This is a genomic window from Nonomuraea turkmeniaca (assembly GCF_005889735.1).
Taxonomy (GTDB): Bacteria; Actinomycetota; Actinomycetes; order Streptosporangiales; family Streptosporangiaceae; genus Nonomuraea; species Nonomuraea turkmeniaca.
The window spans coordinates 1-24,011 of record NZ_VCKY01000158.1 but is presented as its reverse complement, the minus strand read 5'-3'; the positions used below and the strand labels follow the sequence as shown (position 1 = coordinate 24,011).

At 70.9% G+C, this 24,011-nt stretch carries 20 protein-coding genes and 1 pseudogene; 12 read left to right on the top strand and 9 right to left on the bottom strand.

The window, feature by feature from the left end; all coding sequences use genetic code 11:
• A partial coding sequence (locus tag ETD86_RS35945) for a hypothetical protein (RefSeq protein ID WP_211370527.1) occupies window positions 1-231 on the bottom strand: 231 nt, incomplete at its 3' end.
• A 172-nt stretch (window positions 232-403) separates the two neighbouring features.
• Between ETD86_RS35945 and ETD86_RS35940 the strand changes: the two genes are divergently transcribed.
• Window positions 404-823 (top strand): hypothetical protein, encoded by a 420-nt coding sequence (locus tag ETD86_RS35940; RefSeq protein WP_138671103.1) that lies wholly within the window; start codon window positions 404-406, stop codon window positions 821-823.
• Window positions 824-931: 108 nt separating this feature from the next.
• On the opposite strand, the gene ETD86_RS35935 is transcribed toward ETD86_RS35940, so the two are convergent.
• Together ETD86_RS35935 and ETD86_RS55745 are read right to left on the bottom strand one after the other, a co-directional pair.
• The gene (locus ETD86_RS35935) at window positions 932-1,123 is read right to left on the bottom strand and encodes a hypothetical protein (RefSeq protein WP_138671102.1); all 192 of its coding nucleotides are present in this window, start codon (window positions 1,121-1,123) and stop codon (window positions 932-934) included.
• Window positions 1,120-1,269 (bottom strand): hypothetical protein, encoded by a 150-nt coding sequence (locus ETD86_RS55745; RefSeq protein WP_170223446.1) that lies wholly within the window; start codon window positions 1,267-1,269, stop codon window positions 1,120-1,122. Before ETD86_RS55745 ends, ETD86_RS35935 begins: the two co-directional genes overlap by 4 nt.
• Window positions 1,270-1,426: 157 nt before the next feature.
• On the opposite strand from ETD86_RS55745, the gene ETD86_RS35930 reads away from it, so the two are divergent.
• From ETD86_RS35930 to ETD86_RS35890, 9 genes are all read left to right on the top strand, one after another.
• Window positions 1,427-2,326, top strand: a complete 900-nt coding sequence (locus ETD86_RS35930) for an alpha/beta fold hydrolase (protein ID WP_138671101.1) — start codon at window positions 1,427-1,429, stop codon at window positions 2,324-2,326.
• A 47-nt stretch (window positions 2,327-2,373) separates the two neighbouring features.
• Window positions 2,374-3,555 (top strand): adenylyltransferase/sulfurtransferase MoeZ, encoded by a 1,182-nt coding sequence (gene moeZ, locus ETD86_RS35925; protein ID WP_138671100.1) that lies wholly within the window; start codon window positions 2,374-2,376, stop codon window positions 3,553-3,555.
• 48 nt (window positions 3,556-3,603) lie between these two features.
• The gene (locus tag ETD86_RS35920) at window positions 3,604-4,320 is read left to right on the top strand and encodes a hypothetical protein (protein WP_246148704.1); all 717 of its coding nucleotides are present in this window, start codon (window positions 3,604-3,606) and stop codon (window positions 4,318-4,320) included.
• A 20-nt stretch (window positions 4,321-4,340) separates the two neighbouring features.
• On the top strand, window positions 4,341-5,549 hold the full coding sequence (locus ETD86_RS35915; protein WP_170223445.1) for a S8 family serine peptidase: 1,209 nt from the start codon (window positions 4,341-4,343) through the stop codon (window positions 5,547-5,549).
• A 56-nt stretch (window positions 5,550-5,605) separates the two neighbouring features.
• A complete protein-coding gene (locus tag ETD86_RS35910) occupies window positions 5,606-6,508 on the top strand; it encodes a hypothetical protein (protein WP_246148701.1) in 903 nt (300 codons plus the stop codon).
• Window positions 6,502-7,665, top strand: coding sequence for a S8 family serine peptidase (locus ETD86_RS35905; RefSeq protein ID WP_138671098.1), 1,164 nt, complete (start codon window positions 6,502-6,504; stop codon window positions 7,663-7,665). The genes ETD86_RS35910 and ETD86_RS35905 overlap by 7 nt, the downstream gene beginning before the upstream one ends.
• Window positions 7,666-7,732: 67 nt before the next feature.
• Window positions 7,733-8,092 (top strand): hypothetical protein, encoded by a 360-nt coding sequence (locus tag ETD86_RS35900; protein ID WP_138671097.1) that lies wholly within the window; start codon window positions 7,733-7,735, stop codon window positions 8,090-8,092.
• Window positions 8,080-8,403, top strand: coding sequence for an MGMT family protein (locus ETD86_RS35895; protein WP_138671096.1), 324 nt, complete (start codon window positions 8,080-8,082; stop codon window positions 8,401-8,403). Before ETD86_RS35900 ends, ETD86_RS35895 begins: the two co-directional genes overlap by 13 nt.
• 207 nt (window positions 8,404-8,610) lie before the next feature.
• Window positions 8,611-11,358: a CDP-glycerol glycerophosphotransferase family protein gene (locus ETD86_RS35890; RefSeq protein WP_138671095.1), complete on the top strand. Its 2,748-nt coding sequence runs from the start codon at window positions 8,611-8,613 to the stop codon at window positions 11,356-11,358.
• Between the two features lie 130 nt (window positions 11,359-11,488).
• Here ETD86_RS35890 and ETD86_RS35885 read toward each other — a convergent pair whose 3' ends face one another.
• Together ETD86_RS35885 and ETD86_RS35880 are read right to left on the bottom strand one after the other, a co-directional pair.
• Window positions 11,489-12,091: an NUDIX domain-containing protein gene (locus tag ETD86_RS35885; RefSeq protein ID WP_138671094.1), complete on the bottom strand. Its 603-nt coding sequence runs from the start codon at window positions 12,089-12,091 to the stop codon at window positions 11,489-11,491.
• A 37-nt stretch (window positions 12,092-12,128) separates the two neighbouring features.
• Window positions 12,129-12,791 (bottom strand): class I SAM-dependent methyltransferase, encoded by a 663-nt coding sequence (locus ETD86_RS35880; protein WP_138671093.1) that lies wholly within the window; start codon window positions 12,789-12,791, stop codon window positions 12,129-12,131.
• A 178-nt stretch (window positions 12,792-12,969) separates the two neighbouring features.
• On the opposite strand from ETD86_RS35880, the gene ETD86_RS35875 reads away from it, so the two are divergent.
• Together ETD86_RS35875 and ETD86_RS35870 are read left to right on the top strand one after the other, a co-directional pair.
• Window positions 12,970-16,113 carry an ATP-dependent helicase gene (locus tag ETD86_RS35875; protein ID WP_138671092.1) on the top strand — a complete coding sequence of 1,048 codons (3,144 nt, stop codon included), beginning with the start codon at window positions 12,970-12,972 and terminating at the stop codon, window positions 16,111-16,113.
• Window positions 16,107-19,400, top strand: coding sequence for an ATP-dependent helicase (locus ETD86_RS35870; RefSeq protein WP_138671091.1), 3,294 nt, complete (start codon window positions 16,107-16,109; stop codon window positions 19,398-19,400). Before ETD86_RS35875 ends, ETD86_RS35870 begins: the two co-directional genes overlap by 7 nt.
• On the opposite strand, the gene ETD86_RS35865 is transcribed toward ETD86_RS35870, so the two are convergent.
• The 4 genes and pseudogenes from ETD86_RS35865 to ETD86_RS55740 all read right to left on the bottom strand — a co-directional run.
• Window positions 19,360-20,430 carry a type III PLP-dependent enzyme domain-containing protein gene (locus ETD86_RS35865; protein WP_138671090.1) on the bottom strand — a complete coding sequence of 357 codons (1,071 nt, stop codon included), beginning with the start codon at window positions 20,428-20,430 and terminating at the stop codon, window positions 19,360-19,362. The two genes, ETD86_RS35870 and ETD86_RS35865, sit on opposite strands and share 41 nt — an antisense overlap.
• The gene (locus ETD86_RS35860; RefSeq protein WP_138671089.1) at window positions 20,427-21,959 is read right to left on the bottom strand and encodes an IucA/IucC family protein; all 1,533 of its coding nucleotides are present in this window, start codon (window positions 21,957-21,959) and stop codon (window positions 20,427-20,429) included. The genes ETD86_RS35865 and ETD86_RS35860 overlap by 4 nt, the downstream gene beginning before the upstream one ends.
• Window positions 21,960-23,441: an IucA/IucC family protein gene (locus ETD86_RS35855; RefSeq protein ID WP_138671088.1), complete on the bottom strand. Its 1,482-nt coding sequence runs from the start codon at window positions 23,439-23,441 to the stop codon at window positions 21,960-21,962.
• A pseudogene (locus tag ETD86_RS55740) lies at window positions 23,438-24,011 on the bottom strand (siderophore biosynthesis protein); the annotation flags it as partial. The pseudogene ETD86_RS55740 and the gene ETD86_RS35855, both read right to left, overlap by 4 nt.

The following is a 24,011-nucleotide window of genomic DNA, read 5'->3' as shown; positions in this document are numbered from 1 at the left end:
GCCCCAGCCACCGCCACCGTGGTGGCCGCGGCCGCAGCGCTGCTTGTGGCGGTCGTGGCGGCGGTGGCCCCAGCCCCAGCCCCAGCCGTGGCCGTCATTCGCGAGGACGGACGTGCCGGTGGTGGTCGGGGTGGCGCTGGCCGAGGTCGTGGCCGCGCCCATGCCGACCACGCCGCCGGTCATCGCCGTGCTGATGGCGAGGCCTGCGAAAAGACTCTTGAGCTTGGGCATTGCGTATTCCCCCTAAAGGATCGATTGCCCCGTTCTCGACGTTTCCGGGTTTGGATGGCCGCTGAAGAGTCATCCATGGAATGTCCTTTCCGGGGCGAGATGCCAGCAAACAGGAATGACCCTATTTTGCTATGTATTAACAGTCCTATTGCCCACCTTGGACTTTTATCCCATGAAATGGCAGGAAATGTCCGAATTGCGTCGGGACTGGCTGAGCGACGACAAAAAAAATAGGTCATCCCGCCGACCGGCCTTCCGATATGGCCGTGCCGGAGGTGCGAGAAAGGTGATGCGCTGGCCCGAGGTGTCGCCTTCAAAGGCAGCGAAATTCCGCGAACATATGACGATCGCGTCAGTGGTAATGCTCGCGTCCACCGTTGGCCGTGATGGTGGGCGTGTATATGCTCGCCGGTGTCGCCCGGCGGAATGCGTTATCAAGCGTGACGGCATTCCGCGGATCTTCCCGTACTTAACGGTCAGTGCCGCGAGCGTCACGCTGGGTATCGCTGGTGTGATGCTTTCCCGCTCCGGTTGCCATAAACGGCGAACGGCGGCTTTTGCCGCATTGTTGAGCAGTCATGAGATCGATTAGACATCTATGTAGTGAAATATGGTGATATGTCCGAATCTGCGACGGCCAGGTACGCGAAGGTGCGGGGGTAACCGCCGCCCCGCGACCGCAAGCGGGCGTGACAGAGCGTTAGCGCTTGCCGATCTTCTTCAGGTAGTGGCCGAAGGAGTGGCCCCGGCGGCCGATCTCCGTCCCATGGATCCGCCGCCACTTCCCGAACTTCTTGCAGCTCCCCCACGTGCGATCTCCGGGATAGAGCTTGTCGATGACCCGCCCGCGCGGCGCGGACCGGACATTGAGCCAGGTCTTGACGAGCTTCACCCGGTACCTGCAGCCGGGCGGTCCGGGACGGTGGCCGCGCCGGCGGGGGCGGCCGTGACGCTGGTCGCGACGATTCCGCAGCCGATGACGACGGCGACCGCAGCCGCGGCCGCGGTCGCGGTCGCGGCAATACGCTTGGTGAGCATGCCGTTCTCCTCCGTCAGCACTTAAGGGCATATGGAGCCTGATGTCCTAGAAAGTCGGATAAGTCACCCGTCTGTACGGAATTCAGGCCCCAGCTAGAGGCGATGGTTATCGTTGAAGGAACGGGAAGAAGCGTTCCAGGAACGACAAGGAGGACGCATGATGGCGGCGCCGATCCCGCACTGGCCGGGACGCATGATCGGCTCGGTATACGTCCGGTCCACCCCCGAAGGCCCGTCCGAGCAGGCGGTGTTCGTGCACGGCCTGGCCGGCTCGGCCACGAACTGGACCGACCTCATGGGCGAGCTCAAAGACACGGTCACCGGCCACGCGCTCGACCTGCCCGGCGCCGGATACTCGCCCGCCCCCGCCGACGGCGACTACACCGTCGCCGGCCACGCCAAGGCCGTGATCGGCCTGCTGGAGGAGACGGGCCCGGCGCACCTGTTCGGCAACTCCCTGGGCGGCGCGGTCGCCGTCAGGGTGGCCGCTGCCCGCCCGGACCTGATCCGCACGCTCATGCTCGTCTCGCCCGCCCTGCCCGACCTGCTTCCCAGGTACGGCCCCGTCCGCGTGGCCGCCGCCGCGCTGCCCAGGCTGGGCGAATGGGTGGCGAGCACCATGCGCCTGCTCCCGGCCGAGCAGCGCATCAACGCCTCCCTGTCCATGGTCTGGGCCGATGCCGCCGCCGTGCACCCGGTACGCCTGCGCGACGCCGTCGACGAGCTCCGCAGGCGGGACGACCTCCCGTACGCCGGCGAGGCCATGATCGGCTCGACCCGGGGCATCGTGGCCGAATACTTCCGCCGTGGCGAGGACAACCTCTGGCGCCAGGCGGCCAAGGTCCAGGCGCCGACGCTGATCATGCACGGCCGGCACGACCGCCTCGTCCGGCCCGCCATGGCGGCGAAGGCCTGGCGTACGTTCCGTCAGGTCCGGCTGGTGCTGCTGCCCACGGCGGGTCACGTGGCCATGATGGAGGTGCCGCAGGTCGTGGCGGCCGAAGCACGGCGTCTGATCGGTGAGACTCGATTGGGGAATGCCCCACTCGCCAGCTAGGTTTCAAGGTGAGGACAGGGATCCCCTGGATAACGGGAGCGTAGAAAGTGTCGTTGCCACCGCTGGTCGAGCCGGCCGCAGAGCTGACCGTCGACGAAGTGCGCCGCTACTCGCGTCACCTGATCATTCCCGACGTGGGCATGGCGGGGCAGAAGCGGCTGAAGAACGCCAAGGTGCTGTGTGTGGGCGCCGGGGGCCTGGGCTCGCCCGCGCTGATGTACCTGGCGGCGGCGGGTGTCGGCACCCTCGGCATCATCGACTTCGACGTGGTCGATGAGTCCAACCTGCAGCGCCAGATCATCCACGGCCAGTCCGACGTGGGCAGGCTGAAGGCCGAGAGCGCCGCGGCGTCGGTCCGCGAGATCAACCCGCTGGTCGACGTCGTCATCCACAACACGGCGCTGACCACAGAGAACGTCATGGAGATCTTCTCCGGCTACGACCTCATCGTCGACGGCACCGACAACTTCGCCACGCGCTACATGGTGAACGACGCCGCGGTGCTGCTCGGCAAGCCGTACGTCTGGGGCTCGATCTACCGCTTCGACGGCCAGGCCAGCGTGTTCTGGGCCGAGCACGGCCCCTGCTACCGCTGCCTCTACCCGGAGCCCCCGCCTCCCGGCATGGTGCCGTCGTGCGCCGAGGGCGGCGTGCTCGGCGTGCTCTGCGCGTCGATCGGCTCCATCCAGGTCAACGAGGCCATCAAGCTGCTGACCGGCATCGGGGACCCGCTGGTCGGGCGGCTGATGATCTATGACGCCCTGGAGATGAAGTACCGCGACGTCAAGGTCCGCAAGGACCCCGAGTGCGTGTTGTGCGGCAAGAACCCGACGGTCACCGAGCTGCTCGAGGACTACGAGGCGTTCTGCGGCGCGATCTCCGACGAGGCGGCCGAGGCCGCCAGCGGCTCCACGATCACCGCGCTGGAGCTCAAGGACATGCAGGACCGCGGCGACAACATCTTCCTCGTGGACGTGCGTGAGCCGAACGAGTACGAGATCGTCTCGATCCCCGGCGCCACGCTGATCCCCAAGGGGGAGTTCCTCAACGGCTCGGCCCTGGAGAAGTTGCCGCAGGACAAGCGCATCGTCCTGCACTGCAAGTCAGGGGCACGCTCGGCGGAGGCGCTGGCGGTCGTCAAGAACGCCGGGTTCGCCGACGCCGTCCACGTGGGCGGCGGCGTGCTCAGCTGGGTCAAGACGGTCGACCCCAGCCTGCCCAGCTATTAAGCACTTTCTGGCGGTGTCCTGCCGGACGCCCCGGTTAAGGTCGATGGCGTGAACTCAGCCCGTCCCTGGCCGACCCTGGTGGTGGCCTCCGCGCTGACCCTGGTCTGCGCGGTGGCCGCCGGCGTGGCGGGCAGCGCGGCGGGCACCGAGCTCACGCGCGGCCCGAGCACCGCCGAATTGCACGCTGCGGCCAAGCGAGAGGTCGCCGAACGCTGGCGCGCCTGGCCGGCGGGACGTATCTTCCCCGCCACATTGCCGTACTCCGCCGAGCAGGGCGGGCAGGAGCGGGCCAGCAGGATCGGCATCTCGCCGCACACGTCCTGCGACTCCGTGGACGCCAAGGCCGCCAAGGCCCTGCGCAAGGCCGGCTGCCGTGGCCTGCTGCGTGCCACCTACATCGACGCGCTGCGCGGCGTGCTCGTCACCGTCGGCGTGGCGGCCCTGCGCGACGAGCTGGGCGCCGCACGGGCCAAGTCCGCGTTCAACGACAGTGGTAAACCCGTGCCCGGGCTGCGCCCGCTGGCCTTCGGCAACACGATCGCCCACCGCTTCACCCCCGCCGTACGCCAGGCCGGCTCGGTCCGGCAGGCGGGGCCATACCTGGTGCTGACCACGGCCGGAGAGGTGGACGGCCGGCCTGGTAGCGCGGTCGGCGAGCCGCGCCCGGCCATCTTCTCCTTCGCCACTGAGATCTCCGAGCACGTGCTGACCGGGCTCAGCACGCCCAGGATGCCCGATTGCACCGCCGAGGAATGGCAGTGCTGACTCAGGGCACTTCAGCAGGCGTGCTGAGACGTGGGATGTCGGTGGCGGCGGCCGGGATGCTGCTGTTCGTGGCCCCGCCCGCGCAGGCGGACGACGTGCGCGGGGGGCAGCGGCAGGTGATCAAGACGCTGGAGCTGACCCAGGCGTGGCGCGTCAGCAAGGGCGCCGGGGTCACCGTGGCGGTGCTCGACTCCGGTGTGGACCCGCGCCATCGCGATCTCATCGGCTCGGTCCGGGTGGGCAAGGATTTCACCGCGGGCGCGAACCCGCCCGGCGTGGCTCCGCGCAGGTTGCACGGCACGTACATGGCCTCGCTGATCGCCGGGCACGGTCACGGCCGCGAAGGAAAGCTGGGGATCATCGGCGTCGCGCCCGAAGCGGACGTACTGTCAGTGAGGGTCATTCTCGAGGACGAGGAGCTGGGCTTCCGAGAGTTCAACTCGGCAGAACGCTTCGAGAACGTCGTGGCCCGAGGCATCAGGTACGCGGTCGACGGGGGGGCGGACGTGATCAACATGTCGATCTCCAAGGAGCTGGCGACCCGGGAGGAGCGGGCGGCCATCCGCTACGCGATCTCCAAGGGCGTCGTGCTCGTCGCCGCCGCGGGCAACGACGGCGACCGGAAGGTCGACGGCGACTTCGCGCCCTATTCCTACCCGGCCGCGTTCCCGGGGGTGGTCTCCGTGGGGGCGACGGACCGGCGATTGCGGCGGGCCACGTTCTCCAACTGGAACTCCTCGGTGCAGGTGGCCGCGCCCGGCGTGGACATCATGGGCGCGGGCCCTGGTGACGAGTACTGGGTCGGCAGGGGCACCTCACAGGCGACCGCGCTCGTGTCCGGCGTCGCCGCCCTCATTAAGGCGAAATATCCGGACATGTCGCCGCCGCTCGTCGCCCAGGCCCTCACCGCCAGCGCCACCGACCGCCCGCCCGGCGGCTACGACACGGGGACCGGTTTCGGCGTCGTGCACGCCGCCCGTGCCCTGGCCGAGGCCGGCCGGCTGGCGGGGCACACCGAGACCGCGACGGGCCCCGAGGCGCAGGATCCCGCGGAGCCGCTGGCCGGTGGGAAGGCGGGCCCGATCAAGGTCATCGTCAGGGACGACAAGCGCGTCACGGTCTACGCGGCCATCGCCGCCGCCGCTGCCGTCGGCGCGCTCGCGTCGCTGACCGTCATATTCACCCTGGTCAGGCGCGTACGCCGGGCGCACATCTCGCAAGACGCATGATCTCTCCGCTAAAGGGGACGAAATAGACAGGCCCATGAACGCAGGAAGAGGCGGTGGTGAGGGCACGTAGGTCGATCTCAGGGCTGCCGCGCGCCGGGGGTGAATCCACACCGGCACGGAGGAACCCGCTCGGCGCCACCACCGGCCGCCGGTCACGCGTGCGTGCCTGGCCGGGCGCGAACTCCACCAGGCGCACGGCCGCCAAGCAGCGCGCCGAACTCGACGCGCTCCAGCAGGGGATCCGCTACCGGCGGATCTTCGTGGCGTTGCTGGGCGTCATCGTCACCATGGCTGCCGCCGTCGTCCTGCTCGGCACGATCGGGCTGCTCAACGAGACGCGCGCGCGCCCGCTGACCCCCGCCGAGCAGAACAAGTACAAGCAGGAGGAGATCGCCAGGCGCTGGCAGGCGTGGCCGGCGACGGGCGTCTTTCCCGAAGAGGTGAAGTACCTCGGGCTCGACCGCGCCCAGCAGTACGCCAGGCGCGTCGGCATCGCCCCCGAGACCGAGTGCGGCAAGGGCGTGGACGCCTCCGTGGCCGGTGTGCTCGACAGCCACGGCTGCGTCACCATGCTGCGGGCCACGTACATCGACCAGACGGCGTCGTTCGTCTTCACGGTCGGCGTGGCCGTGCTCAAGGACGAGGCGTCCAGGGTGTCGGCCACCGAGGAGCTCACCCAGGACGACCGGGTGGGCGTGCTGCCCGTGGCCTTCCCCGGCACCGTGAGCGAGCGGTTCGGGCCCGACCAGCGGCAGCGTACGAGCTGGGTCGGCGCGGGGCCGTACATCGTGTTCTCGACCGCGGGCTACGCCGATGGGCGGACCAGGGCCGCGATCCCGCCGGAGGAGATCCTGCACCCCGAGTTGTGGCCGGCGGCCAAGTCGATCGGCCATCAGATCGCCTACTTCCTCGCGGACCCCCCGAAGGTGCCGCCCTGCACGCAGGGGAACGTGTGCTGACCGCCGTACGCGCCATCGCGGCCGCGCTGCTGGTCTTCACGGGAACGAGCGCCGACCCGGTCAGGGAGCAGCAACAGTGGGTGCTCGACGCGCTCAACGTCGAGCAGGCGTGGACCGTCACCAAAGGCGCGGGCGTCACCGTCGCCGTCGTGGACAGCGGGGTGGACACCGAGGTCAAGGAGCTGAAGGGACGCGTCAGCGCCGGTCCCGACATGACCTCGGGCACGAGCGTCCGGGGCATGCCGCCCGGCAAGCACGGCACCGCCATGGCCGGTCTGATCGCCGGGTCCGGCGAGGACGACGGGCTGATCGGCGTCGCGCCGGAGTCCCGCATCCTGTCGCTACCCATGATCACGGACGAGGATCCGGAGATGGAGTTCGGCGTCCCGCCCCTGGAGGACGAGGAGCTGGCCTCCGAGAGCCCGCTCGCCCGCGCTCTGCGGTACGCGGCCAACCACGGCGCCCAGGTCGTCAGCATGTCGATCGGCTCGTACGGGCCGCTCAAGTCCGAGCGCGAGGCCGTTTCGTACGCGCTCGGCAAGGGCGTCGTGCTGATCGCCGCCGTGGGCAACGACGGCCAGACCGGCTATGCCAGGGACAAGGGCACCTCCTACTGGAGTTTCCCCGCCGGCTATCCCGGGGTGATCGGCGTCGCGGCCACCGACAAGCAGGGCAGGAAGGCGCCGTTCAGCAGCGACAACCTGTCGGTGCTCGTCGCCGCGCCCGGCGTGGACGTACCGGTGGTCAAGCGCAAGAGCGGCTACGAGCTGTCGGAGGGCACCAGCTCGGCCGCCGCCCTCGTGGCCGGGGTGGCCGCGCTCATCAAATCCCGCTACCCGGCCCTGCCGCCCGAGCAGGTCGCCCAGGCGCTGGCCATGAGCGCGAGAGGCCGGCCCGCCGCCGGGTACGACGACCGGACCGGCTTCGGCGTGGTCGACGCGGCCGCCGCGCTCAACGCCGCCGAGCTGCTGACCGGCGTGCAACGCAGCGTGGCCGCGTCCGGCAAGGAACACTTCGGCCAGGGCGAGGACTCGCCCGTGCCGACCCGGCCAGGACCCGACCCATGGCACATGTGGGTCTACGGGGGCGGGGTGCTGGTGGCGCTCATCACGTTCTGCGGCGCCATCATCGTGCTCAACCAGCGAAAAGAACAGTGATAACGCCCACCACCAGGCACGAGAGCGGGTTTCTCGTTGGCAAAGAGATCCGCTAGGGTCCCGCGTCATGGGATACGAGCTGCGGGTGGTGCGCGAGACGCCACTCGCCTACGCCGAGTTGGCGCGGGCCATCGCGCCGGCCGGCTTCGAGCTGCGCGGATCTGACGAGATCGTGACCGGCCACGCGGGCGGCAGGCACGCGGTGGCCCGCTGGGCCGGCCAACTGGTCGGCGAGCCCGGCTCCGACTGGCAGGTGGCGCAACTCCTGAGGTTGTCGACCGCGCTCGGCGCCCGGCTCGTGGGCGAGGACGGCGAGGTCTACTCGCTGCGCGACGGCGTCATGGAGGTCGAGACCGGCGGCGACGTGGTCCAGATCGGCAAGTTCGACGAGATCGTCGACGCCGGGCCCGCGGCATGGAGCCCCTGAGTCCCTTCGCCGAGCGGGTGCTCGACCTCGTCGAGCGCATCCCGCCCGGCAAGGTCATGGCGTACGGGGACATCGCCGAATACCTGGGCGAAGGCGGCCCGCGCCAGGTGGGCAAGGTGATGTCCACGTGGGGAGGCGGCGTGCCCTGGTGGCGCGTCGTCCACGCCGACGGCAGCGGCGCCGCCCCTGACCACCTGCAACGTTGCCTGGCGCACTGGCGCGAGGAAGGCACTCCGCTGCGTGCGGGCTCCGGCGAACGCGTCGATATGCGCCTGGCCCGCTGGGACGGGCGTTCAGGGGATTTTCAGTAAGCTGGTTGACCTGCGGTTTCGCCGAACGGGCGATTCGGTGACATGGGACTCCCATTACCATGGGCAAAACACTGATGGCGGCCCGAAAGGCGGTGCCTCCCTATGGCCACCGGCGTCACAGCCCAAAGCCAGGGCGGTGAGTCGCTCGCCGACCGCCTGAAGGCTGTCCAAGATCTTTGCGATCGTGGCGAGCCTCTCGAAGCGGTCATGCGAGCGGTCGGCCCCGGCGGACGCGACGCGGCGTTCGACACCGAGGTGCTCAGCGGTCCCCTGGGGGCCCGCATCGATCTCGCGGTCAAGCGCGGCCCGGCGCGGCGGCGCGAGATGCTCACGCTCGTGCGCCCATACCTGGCGGGCGTGCAGGCGGGCGTCAAACGCGACCTGCCGGTCGCCAGGCGGGTCATCGTGCACCTGATCGAGCACCGCCCCGAGGCGGAGCTCGTCGACGGCGAGACGCTCACCAAGGTCGTGGCCGCGGCGGCCGAGCCGTCCAAGCGCATCCGCAAGGGCCTGCGCTGGTACGCCGACCTGCCCTTCCAGGACGAGTTGCCGTCCGACCTCTACCGCCTGCGCCGGGCCGACATGGTGCCGGTGACCCACATCGACGACATCAACTGGGTCGACGGCAAGCTGCGCGTCACCGGCTTCGCCTACCTGGCCGGTCTGTCGGTCCGCAGCCGCAGGTTCAACTGGGCGACCGTGGTGCTGCGCGGGCCGCGCTGGCTGCCGCCCATCCGCATGCGCACCCGTCGCGTGCTGGAGCCCGAGGCCACGCACGGGGCACGCGAGCCCGGCTGCAACTACGACTGGTCCGGCTTCACCGCCGAGCTCAGCCCGTGGCCGTTGCGCTGGCGCGGCGCGGTGCGCGGCCTGGTCTCCGCCGTGCGCCGCAGGATGCGGCACCGGCCGTCGGTGCCCGACACCACGACGTGGCGGGCCGAGATCGTGTTCTGGAGCCGTGGCGCGCGGGCCACCGGCCTGCTGCGCGGCTCCTCGCTCGGCCGGCCCGAGCGCCCGGCCGGCCGCAGGCTGACGTCCGGCTGGTGGATCAGGCCGGTCTGGACGTCCGACCGGGCGCTGCAGGTCGTGCTCCAGCCCAACCGGGCCGAGCTGACCGGCGTCTCCCTCGACGGCGACCGCCTCGAGCTCAAGATCTCCTTGCCCGGGCGCACGGTCACCAAGGGCCACGCCAGGCTGGGCGGCCACCGCATCGCCGCCGACTTCACGCCGTCGGGCGGTGGCACGCAGGTGGTGGTCGCGCTGGCCGTGCCGTCCCTGCTGCAGGAGAAGGACGGGCGGCGGCTCTGGGTCGAGCCCAAGGGCGACCCGGCGGCCTCGGTCATGCTCGCCGACCTCGTGGAGACCCGCACGGTCGTGTCGGACCGTGAGATCACCGTGCTCGGCGACCGCCGTGACCGCGTCGTGGTCTCCGCCCACCGCATCCGCCCGGTGATCACCTCGGCGGTCTGGGAAGGGTCCGTGCTCGTGCTGCGCGGCCACTACCCGGACGCGGAGGGCCCCCGTGTGCTCACGTTGCGGCACCGGTCCGGGCTGTCCTACCAGCTTCCGATGGAGCGCTCCGGCGAGGACTTCTCCGTACGCGTCGAGCCCGCCGCCATGGACCGTTTCGGCGAGCCGGTGCCGCTGGCGTCGGGCACCTGGAACATGTCGGTGCGCCACCCGTCCGGCGAGATCGTCCCGCTGCGCATGGACCACGCCGCCCTGCAGGGGCTCGACGAGGCCCCGCGCACGTTCGACGGGCGCACGTACCGGATGATCTCGACGCGTTTCGACGTGCCTGTCGTGAGCGTCGAGGAGGCGCGTCCGGCGGACGAGCGCGGCGTCGCGGGCACCCACGTGCTGCGGCGGGTCTTCTACCCGGCGCAGCGCACGGAGCCGCTGACGGACGCGACCGTCTACGTCGTCAACGACGGGCGGCTCTACGCCGACAGCGTCCGCGCCATCTACGAGGAGCGGCTGCGGCGCGGCGACGACCGCGAGCACATCTGGATCGTCAAGGACGGCGCGTTCGTGCCGCCGGGCAACGCCACCGTCGTGCGCGCCGGCAGCCGCGAGCACCACGCCGCCCTGGCCAGGTCCCGCCACATCGTCACGAACTCGTTCCTGCCCGCCTGGTTCCGCGCCCGCGAGGACCAGGTGGTGGTGCAGACCTGGCACGGCACTCCGGCCAAGATCATCGGCAACGACCAGCCCCACATGAACCGCGACCCCAAGCCGCCGATCTGGCACCGCCAGGCGGCGGAGGTACGCGGCTGGGACCTGCTGCTGTCGCAGTCGCCGTGGGCGACGCCCGTGCTGCGCAAGGCGTTCGGCTACAAGGGCGAGATCCTGGAGAGCGGCCTGCCCCGCAACGACGTGCTCAACTCACCGGACCGCGACGCCCTGGCGGCCGCGGTGCGCGAGCGGCTCGGGCTGGCGGAGGGCAAGCGGGTGATCCTGTACGCGCCGACGTGGCGTGACTACGACCGCAAGAACGCCATGGTGAAGCTGGACCTGGCCAAGGCCCGCGAGGCGCTGGGCGCCGACCACGAGATCCTGGTCCGTGCCCATCCCATGCAGGCGATCCCGGCCGTTCCCGACATCGCCCACGACGTCACCACTTATCCCGACATGGCGGATCTGCTGCTGGTGGCGGACGTCCTGGTGACGGATTATTCGTCGGTGATGTTCGACTTCGCCTGCACCGGCCGCCCGATCGTGATCTACGGCTACGACATGGCAAAGTACAAGTCCAAGCGGGGCCTCTACCTGGACCTGGCCGAGCAGGCGCCGGGCCCGGTGTTGTCCACGTCGGCCGAGGTGATCGAGGCCATCCGCTCGATCGACTCGGTGGCCGCAGCGCATGCCGACCGCTACGACGCTTTCCGCGCGACGTTCGCCCCCCGCGACGACGGGAAGTCTACCGCTCGTGTGGTTGATCACCTGTTTTCGTGAAATCCGACCATCCTTTACGGTCGCCCAGGGTCACCGCACGCGCCGTAGACCCTGGCCCCCTGTCATGGCCGGTCGTGAAGGCTCACGGGTCGCTCGCCGTGACGGAGCGTCTTGTTGACCGGCTCCGTGGTCAGAGCTGGAGGCCGGGGATGTCGCGCAGGAGGATCGGCCGGGTGGGGTCGAACGTCGGCTCGTGGCCCGTGTCCGGCAGGTGGTCGAGCAGGATATAGAGCAGCGACGACAACGTGGTGCCACAGACGATGTCGCCGTTGTCGATCAGCTTGCGGATCCCGGACAAGGGGAGCCAGTCGATACGGTCGGCCTCCCAGGGATCCGCGGGCGGGCCGGCGGGCGTCGCCGACTCGGCACGGTAGACGTGATGCAGGGCGTCGGAGAAGCCGTTGACGGGCTGGACGGCGAGCAGCGGGCGCAGGAGGCCCGGACGCCAGCCGGTCTTCTGCTCGACCTCCCGCGCCGCGGCTGCCTGCGGCATCTCGCCCTCGTCGACCTCCCCCAGCGGGATCTCCCACCCCCAGCTGTCGGTGATGAATCGGTGCCGCCAGATCAGCAGGACCCTGTCCTGCTCGTCGGTGACGACCGCCCCGGCCGCGGGTGCGGTGCGGACGAGGTGGTGATCCAGATGCCGCCCGTCGGGCAGCTCCACGTCCGCGATCCGCACGGCCACCCGCGGGGCGGTGTACAGGGTCTTCTCGGAGTGGACCTGCCAGAACATGACCCTACGTTACAAGGGCACACGCTCCGTGCGCACCTCACTTTCGCAGGTCCGCCTCCAAAGTGAGCGGCGACAGCCGGATCTCGTGCGTGGGGAAGCCGGTCCGCCCGATGAACGCCTCGAACTCGTCCTTCGTGTAGGCCCGCCGCGGCAGGAGCGAGCGCAGCGTGAACCGGGTGAGCATCTTGGAGAGCCGGCCCATTCCCATCCGCGCCACGTCCTCGTCCACCGCCTCCTTGGACACGTCCCGCCGTAGGTCGATGATGAGGGCGCCGCCGCCGGGCCGTAGCACCCTGTGCATCTCCCGCAGGGCGCCGACCGGATCGGAGAAGTTCTTGAACGCGGCGCAGCAGACGATGAAGTCGAAACTCTCCTCCTCGAACGGCATCGACGAGGCGTTCCCCAGCCGGAAGTCGACGTCGGCCCCCGCCTCGGCGGCCTTGGCGCGGGCGATCTGGACGAAGGTCTCGCTGACGTCGAGTCCCGTGACGGTGTAGTCGCCGGACCTGGCCAGCGCGATCGACAGGTAGCCCGGGCCGGGGGCCACTTCCAATATCGAGCTGCCCTTGCCTGCCCGCTGTCGGACCGCCTCCACCTGCTGGTCGTAGCGCTGCCGCGACTTGCCGTTGGCGGTGGTGTACCAGCGGGCGATCGGGCCTTCCATGCCGATGCCCTTGTATCCCTTGCCGGTTCTGCTCATGACGAACACGATATGTCGCGTCCTTTTCAAGTCAAGATATATCGCGCTATTTGTAGGGAAGGCCAGGCGGCGTGTCGTCCAAAAAGTGGAGATTGCCCTAGGTACGGTAGGCGGATCGCGTGGGGAGACCGGGCAAGTCGGCACGATCTACCCCTGTGGTCTGGTGGAATCTAGGGTTGTGAGTGGTCAGACCTGGCGGTTGGTGCGGCGCGGCAACGGCGACCCTGTTGTGCCCCCTGTGCTGGACGAGCACCAGCGTGCCGTGGTCGAACACCAGAGCGGGCCCCTTCTCGTCCTCGCAGGTCCGGGCACCGGCAAGACCACCACGATCGTGGAGAGCGTGGTGGACAGGATCGAGCGCCGCGGCCTGGACCCCGAGCGCGTGCTCATCCTCACCTTCAGCCGCAAGGCCGCCGAGGAGCTGCGCCAGCGCGTCACGGCGCGGCTGCGCCGCACCACGCGCACCCCGCTCGCGCTGACCTTCCACTCCTACGCGTACGCCCTCCTGCGCCGCGAGTCGATCCAGGCGGGGAAAGCCCCGCCGCGCCTGCTCACCGGCCCCGAGCAGTTGCTGGAGATCAGGCGGCTGCTCCACGGCGAGCTGGAGAACGGCGCGCTCGACTGGCCCGTGTCGCTGCGCGAGCCGCTCAAGACCCGCGGGTTCGCCGAGGAGCTGCGCGACTTCCTGTCGCGGGCCAACGAACGCGGGCTCGACGCCGAGCGGCTGGTCGAGCTCGGCCGGCGGCACGGCAGGGGCGACTGGGTGGCGGCCGGCCGGTTCGCCGAGCGGTACCAGGACAGGTTCGACCTCGACCCGGAGGAGACCTACGACTACGCGGAGCTGATCGGCGCCGCCTCCGCGCTGCTGGCCCGGCCGGACGTGCGCGAGCGGGAGCGCGCGGCGCACGACGTGGTGTTCGTGGACGAATACCAGGACACCGACCCGGCGCAGGAGCTGCTGCTGGCCCAGCTCGCGGGCGACGGGCGCGACCTGGTGGCGGTGGGAGACCCCGACCAGTCGATCTACGGGTTCAGGGGCGCGGACGTCCAGGGGATCATGAAGTTCCCCGAGCGGTTCAGGACCCGCGACGGCCGTGACGCGCCGGTGCTGGCGCTTCACGTGTGCCGCAGGAGCGGGGCCGGCCTGCTGGAGGCCTCGCGCCGGGTCGCCACCCGGCTTCCCGCGGGACCGGGAGCCGGCCACCGCGACCTGGTCCCGCTGCCGGACACGCCGGACGGCGACGTACGCGTGCTGCTGGCCGACAGCACCAGCCAGGAGGCCGCGATCGTCGCGGACACGCTGCGGCGGGCTCACCTGATCGACGGGGTGCCGTGGCACCGGATGGCGGTGCTGGTGCGCTCGGCCAGGAGGCAGGTGCCGTTGCTGCGCCGGGCGCTGACCAACGCCGGGGTGCCGACGATGATCGCCGGCGATGAGGTGCCGATCGCCCAGGAGCCCGGGGTGCGACCGCTGCTCACGCTGATGAAGGTGGCGCTCGACGCCGCCCAGCTCGACGAAGGGGTGGCCGAGGAGCTGCTGACGGGTCCGCTCGGCGGCACCGACATGATCGGCGTGCGCCGCCTGCGCCGGGCACTCAAGATCGCCGAGAACGAGGCGTCGGAGGTCGGCGAGGCACGTTCGTCCGGCGAGTTGCTCGTCGCGGCCGTGCAGGACGCCCGGGAGCTCACCAGGATCGAGCCGCACGTCGCCGTGCCGGCCGAGCGGGTGGCCAAGTTGCTGGCGGTGGCCAAGGAGACCCAGGGGACGGCGGAGGACCTCCTGTGGGCCGTGTGGCACGCCAGCGGGCTGGCCGAGCGCTGGACCGAGCAGAGCATGTCGGGCGGCCCCAGGGGGGCGCAGGCCGACCGCGATCTGGACGCGGTCGTGGCGTTGTTCGACCACGCGGCCCGGTTCGTGGACCGGATGCCGAAGGCGGGTCCCGAGGTGTTCATCGACGACCTGGCCGCCCAGGAGATCCCCGGCGACACGCTGGCCGACCGGGCCCCCGACGGCGACGCCGTACGCGTGCTGACCGCTCACCGCTCCAAGGGCCTGGAATGGGACGTCGTGGTGGCGGCGGGCGTGCAGGAGGGGGTCTGGCCGGACCTGCGGCTGCGCGGGTCGATGCTGGGCGTGGAGGACCTCGTCGAGGTGGTCGAGGGCACCCGCCCGAACGCCGCCTCGCTGGCCTCCAAGCTGCTCGCCGAGGAGCGCAGGCTGTTCTACGTGGCCGTCACCAGGGCCAGGCGCAGGCTGGTGGTGACGGCCGTGGGCGGCGAGGACACCGACGAGCGCGCGTCCAGGTTCCTGTCGGAGCTGCTGCCGGGCGCGGTGGAGACCGCCACGGTGGACGACCGCGCCCGCTGGCTGAACATGCCGGCCCTGGTGGCGGACCTCCGCAGCGCCGTGACCGACCCCACCAAGCCCAGGAAACTCCGGCAGAGAGCGGCCCAGCAACTCGCTCGCCTGGCGGCCGCCGGCGTGCAGGGCGCCCATCCCAACGACTGGTACGCCCTCACGCCCATGTCCGACGACCGCGCCCTGAGCTGGCCCGACGACATCGTGAGCATCTCGCCGTCGGCCGTCGAGAGCTTCACCAAGTGCGGCCTGCGCTGGCTTCTGGAGACCGCCGTCGGCGCGGCCGGCACCAGCAGCGCGCAGGGCCTGGGCAACGTCATCCATGCCCTGGCCGTGCTGGCGAACACCGACCTGCCCAGCGAGGACCTCCTGGGCGAGCGCCTCGACCAGGTCTGGCACGAGCTCGACTTCGGCGGCGCCTGGTACAACCGCAAACAGCGCCAGGTCGCCGAGCGGATGATCGGCAAGTTCCTGCGCTGGCAGAAGGACAACCCGCGCGAGCTGAAGGCCATGGAGGAGTCGTTCACCGCCATGGTGTCGGAAGGTGTGCAGATCAAGGGCCGGGTCGACCGGGTGGAGAGCGACGACCACGGCCGCGCCGTGATCATCGACCTCAAGACCGGCGGGTCCAAGCCGAAGGCCGGCGAGATCGACCGCCATCCGCAGCTCGGCGTCTACCAGCTGGCCGCGCTGCTGGGCGCGTTCGCCCGGCACGGCATGACCGAGCCGGGCGGCGCCGCGCTGGTGCAGCTGGGCAAGGCCGGCGGCAAGAACGACGCCCTGGAGCAGCGGCAGCAGCCGCTGAGCGACGACAAGAACCCGGAGTGGGCCGCCGACCTGGTGGACACCGTGGCCACCGGCATGTCGGGCCCGTTCTTCCAGGCCAAGGTCAACGACGGCTGCCGCACCTGCGCGGCCAGGGCGAGCTGCCCGGTCAACGACAACGGGGGCCAGGTGTGCTGACCCCCGCCGAACTCGCCGGCAAGCTCGGCATCCTTCCCCCTACCAGCGAGCAGGCCACGGTCATCGAGGCCCCGCTGGAGCCGATGGTGGTCATGGCCGGCGCGGGCTCCGGCAAGAGCGAGACCATGGCCGGGCGTGTGGTCTGGCTGGTCGCCAACGGCCTGGTCAAGCCGGAGAACGTTTTGGGCTTGACCTTCACCCGCAAGGCCGCCGCCGAGCTGGCCACCCGCGTCAGGGAGCGCCTGACTGGGCTGGCGGAGGCGGGCCTGGTCGAGCCGGGTGCGCTCGACAACGAGCCGACGGTCTCCACCTACCACGCCTACGCCGCCCGCCTGGTCACCGACCACGCGCTGCGCGAGGGCCTGGAGCCGACCATGCGGCTGGTCACGCCGGCGGTGTCGTGGCAGTTGGCCTCACGGGTGGTCGCGATGTACGACGGGCCGATGGACAAGATCGAGCTGGGCCCGCCGTCGGTCACCGCCGCCGTGCTGGAGCTGGCCGGCGAATTGTCGGAGCACCTGCGCACGCCGGCCGACGTGCGGCGGGTGGGGGAGTGGCTGCACGAAAGGCACGACACGCTGCCCGGCAGGAAGACGGTCGCCCAGCGCAAGCCGGTGGACGTCCAGGCCGCGAGGGAGCAGCTGCTGCCGCTGGTGGAGGCGTACGAGCGGCTGAAGCGCAGCCGGGAGGTCATCGACTACGGCGACCAGATGGCGCTGGCGGCGAGGATCGCCGCCAACCACAAGGAAGTCGGGCAGATCGAGCGCGAGCGGTACGCGGTGGTCCTGCTCGACGAGTACCAGGACACCAGCCACGCCCAGCTGGTCCTCCTGCGTTCGCTGTTTGGCGGCGGCCACGCGGTCACCGCCGTGGGCGACCCCTGTCAGTCGATTTACGGCTGGCGCGGCGCCTCCGCAGGCAACCTTCGCCGCTTCTCCCAAGATTTCCGGACGAGCTCGGGGGATCAAGCTCCCGTCCGCCAGCTCAGCGTCAGCTTCCGCAACGGCGACCGTGTCCTCGACGTGGCCGCCCGCGTCCAGCTCCAGCTCCGCATGGAGGCCCGCGAGGTCCCCGTCCTCATCCCCGGCCCCAACCGGGTCGACCGGGGCCGCGTGACCTGCGCCTTCCACGAGACCGCCGAAGACGAGGCCAAGTGGATCGCCGACGGCATCGCCAAGATCCTCGGCCAGGAGGTCGCCCCCGACGGCCTGCCCTGGGGCGAGAAGGAACGCAAGAAGACCGTCGCCATCCAGCCGCAGGACGTCGCGATCCTGGCCAGGAAACGTTCGCAGTTCCCGGCATTGCGCCGGGCCCTGGAGGACCGTGACATCCCGGTCGAGGTGGTCGGCCTCGGCGGCCTGCTGACCGTGCCCGAAGTGAGCGACATCGTCGCCACCCTGCGCGTGTTGTACGACGCGACCGCCGGCGACGCGCTGGCCAGGCTGCTGGCCGGGCCGCGATGGCGGATAGGGCCCGCCGACCTGCGGGTGCTCGGCGAGCACGCCAGAGAGCTGGCCCGCGAGCTGAGCGAGAGCAACCGCGCCGAAGACCCGCTCGACCAGGTGGTGGCCGACCTGGCCGAGGAACGCGGCAGCCTGGTGGACGCCCTGGACGAGCTGCCGGACCGGGACGAGTGGCTGGAGTCGTTCTCGCCGCTGGCCCGTACCCGGCTCGTCGCGCTCGCCCACGAGCTGCGCCAGCTCAGGGCGCACACCGCGCAGCCGTTGCCCGACCTGATCACGGAGGTGGAGCGCAAGCTGGGCTTGGACATCGAGGTGGCCGCGCGGAGCGGCACGGCGGGGGTGTTCGCGGCGCGGGCGGATCTCGACGCGTTCCTCGACGCGGCGTCCAGGTTCGCGGGCGACGCCGAGGACCCGACGCTCGGGGCGTTCCTGGCGTACCTGCAGGCGGCCGAGAGCGAGGAGTTCGGGCTGGAGGCCGGCCGGGTCGGCGAGAGCAACAGCGTCAAGCTGATGACCGTGCACGCCTCCAAGGGCCTGGAGTGGCCGATCGTTGTCGTGCCGGGGCTGTCGCAGCTGCTCAGCTCGAAGGGGACGATCACGACAGGCAGCATCTTCCCGGCCACGCCGGTGATGAACAGCCGGTGGACGGAGAACCCCCGCAAGCTCCCGTACCCGCTGCGCGGTGACGCCGCCGACCTGCCCAGGCTGGGCGGGCTCAGCAAGGAGGAGCTGGCCGTCTTCGACGAGCACTGCCGCGAGCGCGACCTGATGGAGGAGCGCAGGCTGGCGTACGTGGCCGTGACCCGCGCCCACTACCACCTGATCGCCTCCGGCTACCGCTGGGGCACCGCCACGAAGCCGCTGGAGCCGTCGGACTTCTTGCTGGAGATCCGCGACACCGCCGACCGCGTCTCGTTCTGGGCCGAGAACGTGGCGGAGGGAGCCACGAACCCGCTGCTCGCCGAGCCGGCCGAGGCCGTCTGGCCGGTCACGCCCGAGGGGCTGCGGTACGAGTCCGTGCTCGACGGCGCGCGGCTGGTCGAGGACGCGCTGGCCGGCACGCTGGCCGAGCCAGGGGAGCACGAACACGAGGAGGACGAGCCGCTGCGGGCGTACGAGGAGGAGCGGCTTCGGGCCTGGGAACGCGACACGGAGTTGCTGCTCCGCGAGCGGGACCTGCACATGCGCCGGCCTGCCACGATCGTCGAGCTGCCGGCGAAACTGACCGTGTCGTCCCTGGTCATGCTGGCCACCGATGCGCGTGAGCTGGCCCGCAGGATCCGCCGCCCCGTCCCGGTCAAGCCGGCGCCGCTGGCCCGGCGCGGCACGTCGTTCCACAAGTGGCTGGAGAGCCGGTGGGACCAGCAGCGGCTGATCGACGACCTCGAGCTGTACGACGAGCTGGAAGAGGCGGACGTGCGCCTGGCCGAGCTGCAGGAGCGGTTCGAGCAGAGCGAATGGGCCGAGCGACGGCCGGTCGACATGGAGGTGCCGTTCGAGACCATGATCGGCGACCGGCTGGTGCGGGGGCGGATGGACGCCGTGTTCGAGCTGCCCGACGGCGGTTACGAGGTCGTGGACTGGAAGACCGGGCAGCCGCCCAGGGGCAAGGCGGCCAAGACGGCGTCGGTGCAGCTGGCGGCGTACCGGCTGGCCTGGTCGCACCTGGCCGGGGTGCCGCTGGAGAAGGTCGCGGCGGCCTTCCACTACGTGCGCGCGAACCGCACCGTGCGGCCCGTGAACCTGCTCGACGAGGCCGGGCTGGTCACGCTCATCGAGAGCGTCAAGCGCGTAGATGGTGGAACGCCGGCTTCGGGTGCATGAGGAAGTCGTGGTGTGAGATGTTCCAGGCATAGGCCCCGGCCATCGCGAACACCACGGTGTCCCCCACGCGGGCGGAAGTCCTGATTTTTCGGGCAAAAACGTCTTTTGGCGTGCACAGCTGGCCGACGAGCGTGATCGGCTCGTCCTCGAGCCCCGGCCCCGTGCCCGTCTCCAGGATGGTGAAGGGCTGGTCGTGGCCCTTCGTCACCGGCGTGCGCAGGTGGTGGGTGCCGCCGAGGAGGATCGCGTACGCCTCGCCGCGTACCCGCTTCACGTCCACGACCCTGGTCACGTAGTAGCCGCAGTACGCGGTCAGCGCCCGGCCGGGCTCGATCCGGAACCGCCGCCCGCGCCGCAGCTCCGCCAGCCCGATGCCATAGGCCGCCCAGTCGAACCTGTCGTCCGGGGCCGCGTAGGACACCGCCATGCCGCCCCCGAGGTTGACCTCCTCGTACGAGTTGTCCAGCAGCGTCCGCGCCAGGTCCAGCAGTTGCGGCGCCTGGAGGCCGCTGGCCAGGTGGGTGTGCAGGCCGCGGAGCCGTACCCGCCGGCCGAACAGCGGCAGGCACTCCGCCACGCCGGCCTCGTCCATCCCGAACGGCCCGCTCATCGCCAGCGCCGCCCCCTCGACCGGCAGGTCGGGGTTGAGCCTGAGCAGCACGTCGGCCTCCAGCCCGGTGGCGAGCAGGCGGCGGAGCTCGTTCGGCGACTCGACGTGGAGGCGGTGGTGCGGCAGGCGCAGCTCGGCGTCGGTCTTGCCGGGGCCGCCGAGCGCCACCCTCATACCCGGGAAGAGGCTTGTGACGTGGGCGTGCTCGCCTGCCGACGACACCTCGAACCCGTCCACATGCCCCGCGAGCACACGCAGCAGCTCGGCGTCCGGGTTGGCCTTGACCGCGTAGTACAACTCGATGCCGGGCAGCGCCTGCCGCACGGCCGCGACGTGCGCCTCCAGCGCGGGGAGGTCGTAGAGGTAGGCGGGGGCGTCGTTCAGGCCCAGGGCGGCGTCACGGACGCGGGCGGGGATCATGCGAGCGGGTTCGCGATCGGGACGTAGCCGGCCGTGCGGTCGGCCGCCCTGGCCCAGCGCACGCCCAGGTTGGCCTTGGCGGGCAATGGGGCTCCGGCCAGCAGGTCCGACAGCGGCAACGGCCAGCCGAGGTCGGCGGCGAGCTTGGCGAGCAGGTCGCGGGCGATCCGCCACAACGCGCGCAGCAGCCCGCCGTCGTGCCCGGCCACGGCCGCGGCGATCTCGGTGAGGTGGTTGACGAGCAGGCAGTACACGACGCGGGTCCAGCCACGCTCGGCGTCGTAGGTGAGCGCCCGGGCGACCTCGGGATGCAGCCCGTCGAGATCATGGCGTCCTGCGACGAGCTTGGTGCCCTCCAGGTCGCGGAAGACGGCCTGCGCGGGCAGCCCGGCCGCGTCCTGGCCGACCAGGACGTTCTGCAGATGGGGCTCCAGTACGACGCCGTGCGCGAAGTACAGCTCCACCACCGGCAGCGCCACCGCGGACACGTACGCCGACCACCACGCCAGCGGCTCCCGCGCCTGGGCGTCCAGCGCGAGTGCGCCGGCCAGGACCGGGGTCACGCCGGGGGCGCAGGCGGCCCATGGGCTCTGCCGGACGATCACGCCCAGGCCCTCGTGGAGGTGGGTGCCGAGGGCGGCCGAGCGGTAGCCGGGCTCGGGGAGCCAGCGAGTGGCGGGGTGTTTGGCCGATATTTCGGCAAAGATGGGCTTGAGGCGTGACGAGAGCTCGACGGCCCCGGCCAGCTCGTACCAGGCGTTCTTGCGCACGCAGTTGGTGATCCGCACGTTCAGTGAGAACTTCAGGCAGACCGCCGAGTCCGGGGCGTACACGGTCCTCACCGACGAGGTCGGCGACACCACCGGCCCGGGCCCCAGATCGATCAGCTCGGCTCCGAACGCGGGCCGCAGGAGGTCGAGCTGCCACGGATGCGCGGGCAGCAGCCGGTAGCCGTCCGGCGCCCGGCCCATCCCGTCCAGTGCCGACACGTCGCCCTCCTCCGCCAGCACGTCCTCGCGCACGCCGAGCAGCTGGACGGGGAACTCGGCGTGGGTCTCGGGCGCGTACCGCAGCCAGCCGTCCCCGCCGCGGGCCTTGGGGCTCGGGTGGAACGGATGCCCGTACACGAGGGCCTGCTCCGACGCCAGCCACGGATCGGCCGGCGGCTCGGCCGCGGCCCTGGCCCGCAGGATCGCCGCCACCGCCTCCTTGCTGGCCGCCACCTGATCGGCGAACTCGGCGTTGTGCCCCTGCAGGTCGGCCTCGACCAGCCCGACCAGCTCGTCCGTCGTCAGCGGCCGCCAGGCGCCGTCCTGGAGCCGTTCCAGAGGGCCGTCGAAGCGCAGCGCGGCACCGCCGTACGTGCGAGCCCGCAGCAGCCTGTCCGCCACCCGCAGCAGCAGGTACGGCGGCGCCGGCCACACCAGGCCGCGCGGTCCGGCCACCTCCCGTACGCAGCAGCGCAGCAGGGCCGCCAGCGTCGCCTCCTCGGCCAGGGCGGAGGGCGCGTCGATGGCTAGTCCATGCATTCAGACTCTCCTCAGGTAGTTGGGGCCGCTGGTGCCGTAGTACTTGTTGATGTCGCGCGCGCCGGAACGTTCCTTGGACACGAGCGTCCCGGCTGTGACCATGGATTTGCCGGTCAGCCGGGCGGCGTCCAGGGTTCTGGCGCGCAGGAGCCTGGCCATGGGGTCGTCGCCGTACTCGTCGAGGGCTTCGGCGAGCGTGTCGCGCAGCAGGGCCGCGGCCCGGGCATGCGGCAGCGCTCCGAACACCACGGCCGCGGCGGCCAGGTGCAGCGTGATGGTCACGAACACGTCGGCGAGCGCGTGCGGGTCGTCATTGAGCATGCGCTCGTCACTGAACGCCGGCGGCTCGATCCCGGCCGCCCGCAGCCTCGCCGGGGACGCCAGCAGCCCGTCGTTGTCCTTGACCAGCAGCTTCATGCGGTCACCCTGGAAGGCCAGGGCCAGGTTCTGCTGGTGGGCCTCCAGCGCGACGCCGTACCGGACGAAGAGCCGCACGTTCCAGCGCAGCAGCAGCCGCAGGTAGGCGGGGATGACGTCGCCGAGCTCCGCGAGCACGCCGGGCGCGTTGAGGGCCGCCACCGGCACGATCTTCCCCTCCGGCAGCCGCCTGACCATCCACGCGAGATACTCGTCGCCCGCGTGCGCATGGGTCTGCTCGTCGGCGAGCAGCACGTCGGGGTCGGTCAGCTGCCGCAACAACAACTCGGCCTTCGCCCCGTCGCCCAGCGTCCCCGCCTTGATCGACCGCCGATTCCGGACCCCCAGCGTGCTGATGGGCAACGGCAGCTTGAGGTGGGTGCGGGCGTCGAGCTCAACGGTCCGCATCGAAAGCGTGGGCCGCACCGCGACCCGCGCCTCGTCCAGCACCCGCACCCCGTCGATCTTCCGCACCTCGCCGACGGCGAGCGGATGCACGGGAAAGAGCACCTCGTCAGGACCGACATCCCACGCCGCGTCGGCGGGCAGGTGCGCGGCGGAGCCCGGCGCAAGTGCACGGCGCGGCACCACCGCCCACCGCAGCTTGAATGACGGCGAGAACTCCGGCGCATAGGCCAGCAGTTCGCGCTCCGACAATCCCAGCCGCGCCCGCGCCGTCGGATAGACCGGGTGATCCACGAAAGCCGCAAGCGCCTCGTAAGACGGCTTCCGCCGAAGCACCTCGACCGCATGCGCATCATGCAGCTCCAGAGCGGCCAACGCCGCCAGGCACTCCTCGAAGAAGGCCGCGACCCCCTCGGAGTCCGCCGGATCGGCGACCTCCACCAGCGTCTCCAGCACCTGCTCCAGGCCCAGCCGCTCGTCCTCCGCCACCACGAAGTCCTGGTACAGCACCCCCGGCGCCAGCCGCACCCACCGCCCGTCCGCGAGCAGCATCCCCACGCCGTCCTTGGTCCTGGTGACGCGCGAAGCCAGGCCTCCGTAGTCCTCACGCAGCAGCGCGTCCAGCACGCGGGCGGCCAGATAAGCCTCCCGGCCGCTCATTCGATCACCCACGGCCGCGCGGCCCGGTACTCCTCCACGGCCGCGTCCACCCGCACCCGATCCGGTCCGACCGCCCGGATGACGCCTAGATAATCCCGGTTCGTATGGGTGAGAGAAACGACGTCGCCCACGTCCCGCAGCGGCCGATGCCACAGTTGCACCCCACCGCGCTCAACGAATTCGCCCTCCGGCGCGGCCTTGATCGTTCCGGCCCGGTCGGCGACGACGCTGACCGTGCACCCGTGCCGGGCCACAGCAGGCATCTGCGGCAACCGCTCGCCCAGATGCACCCGAAGGATCCACTCGAACACGGGCACCCCGAGCACGTCCCCCAGCAGGAAGTCGCAGTGATCCCCGATCACCCGGTAGTTCACCTCGACGATGCGGGGCCCGTCGGCAGTGAGCACGTACTCGGTGTGACAGGCCCCGAATCCCACCCCCAGAGCCCGCAGCGCCGTCAGCACGTGTCCGTGATCGTGCTGCGGTGCCCAGTCCAGCCGCTCCTCGATGAAGTACGGCAACGCACCCAGGGTCGTCTCGAACCCCCCGAGCACCCGCAGCTCGTCCCCG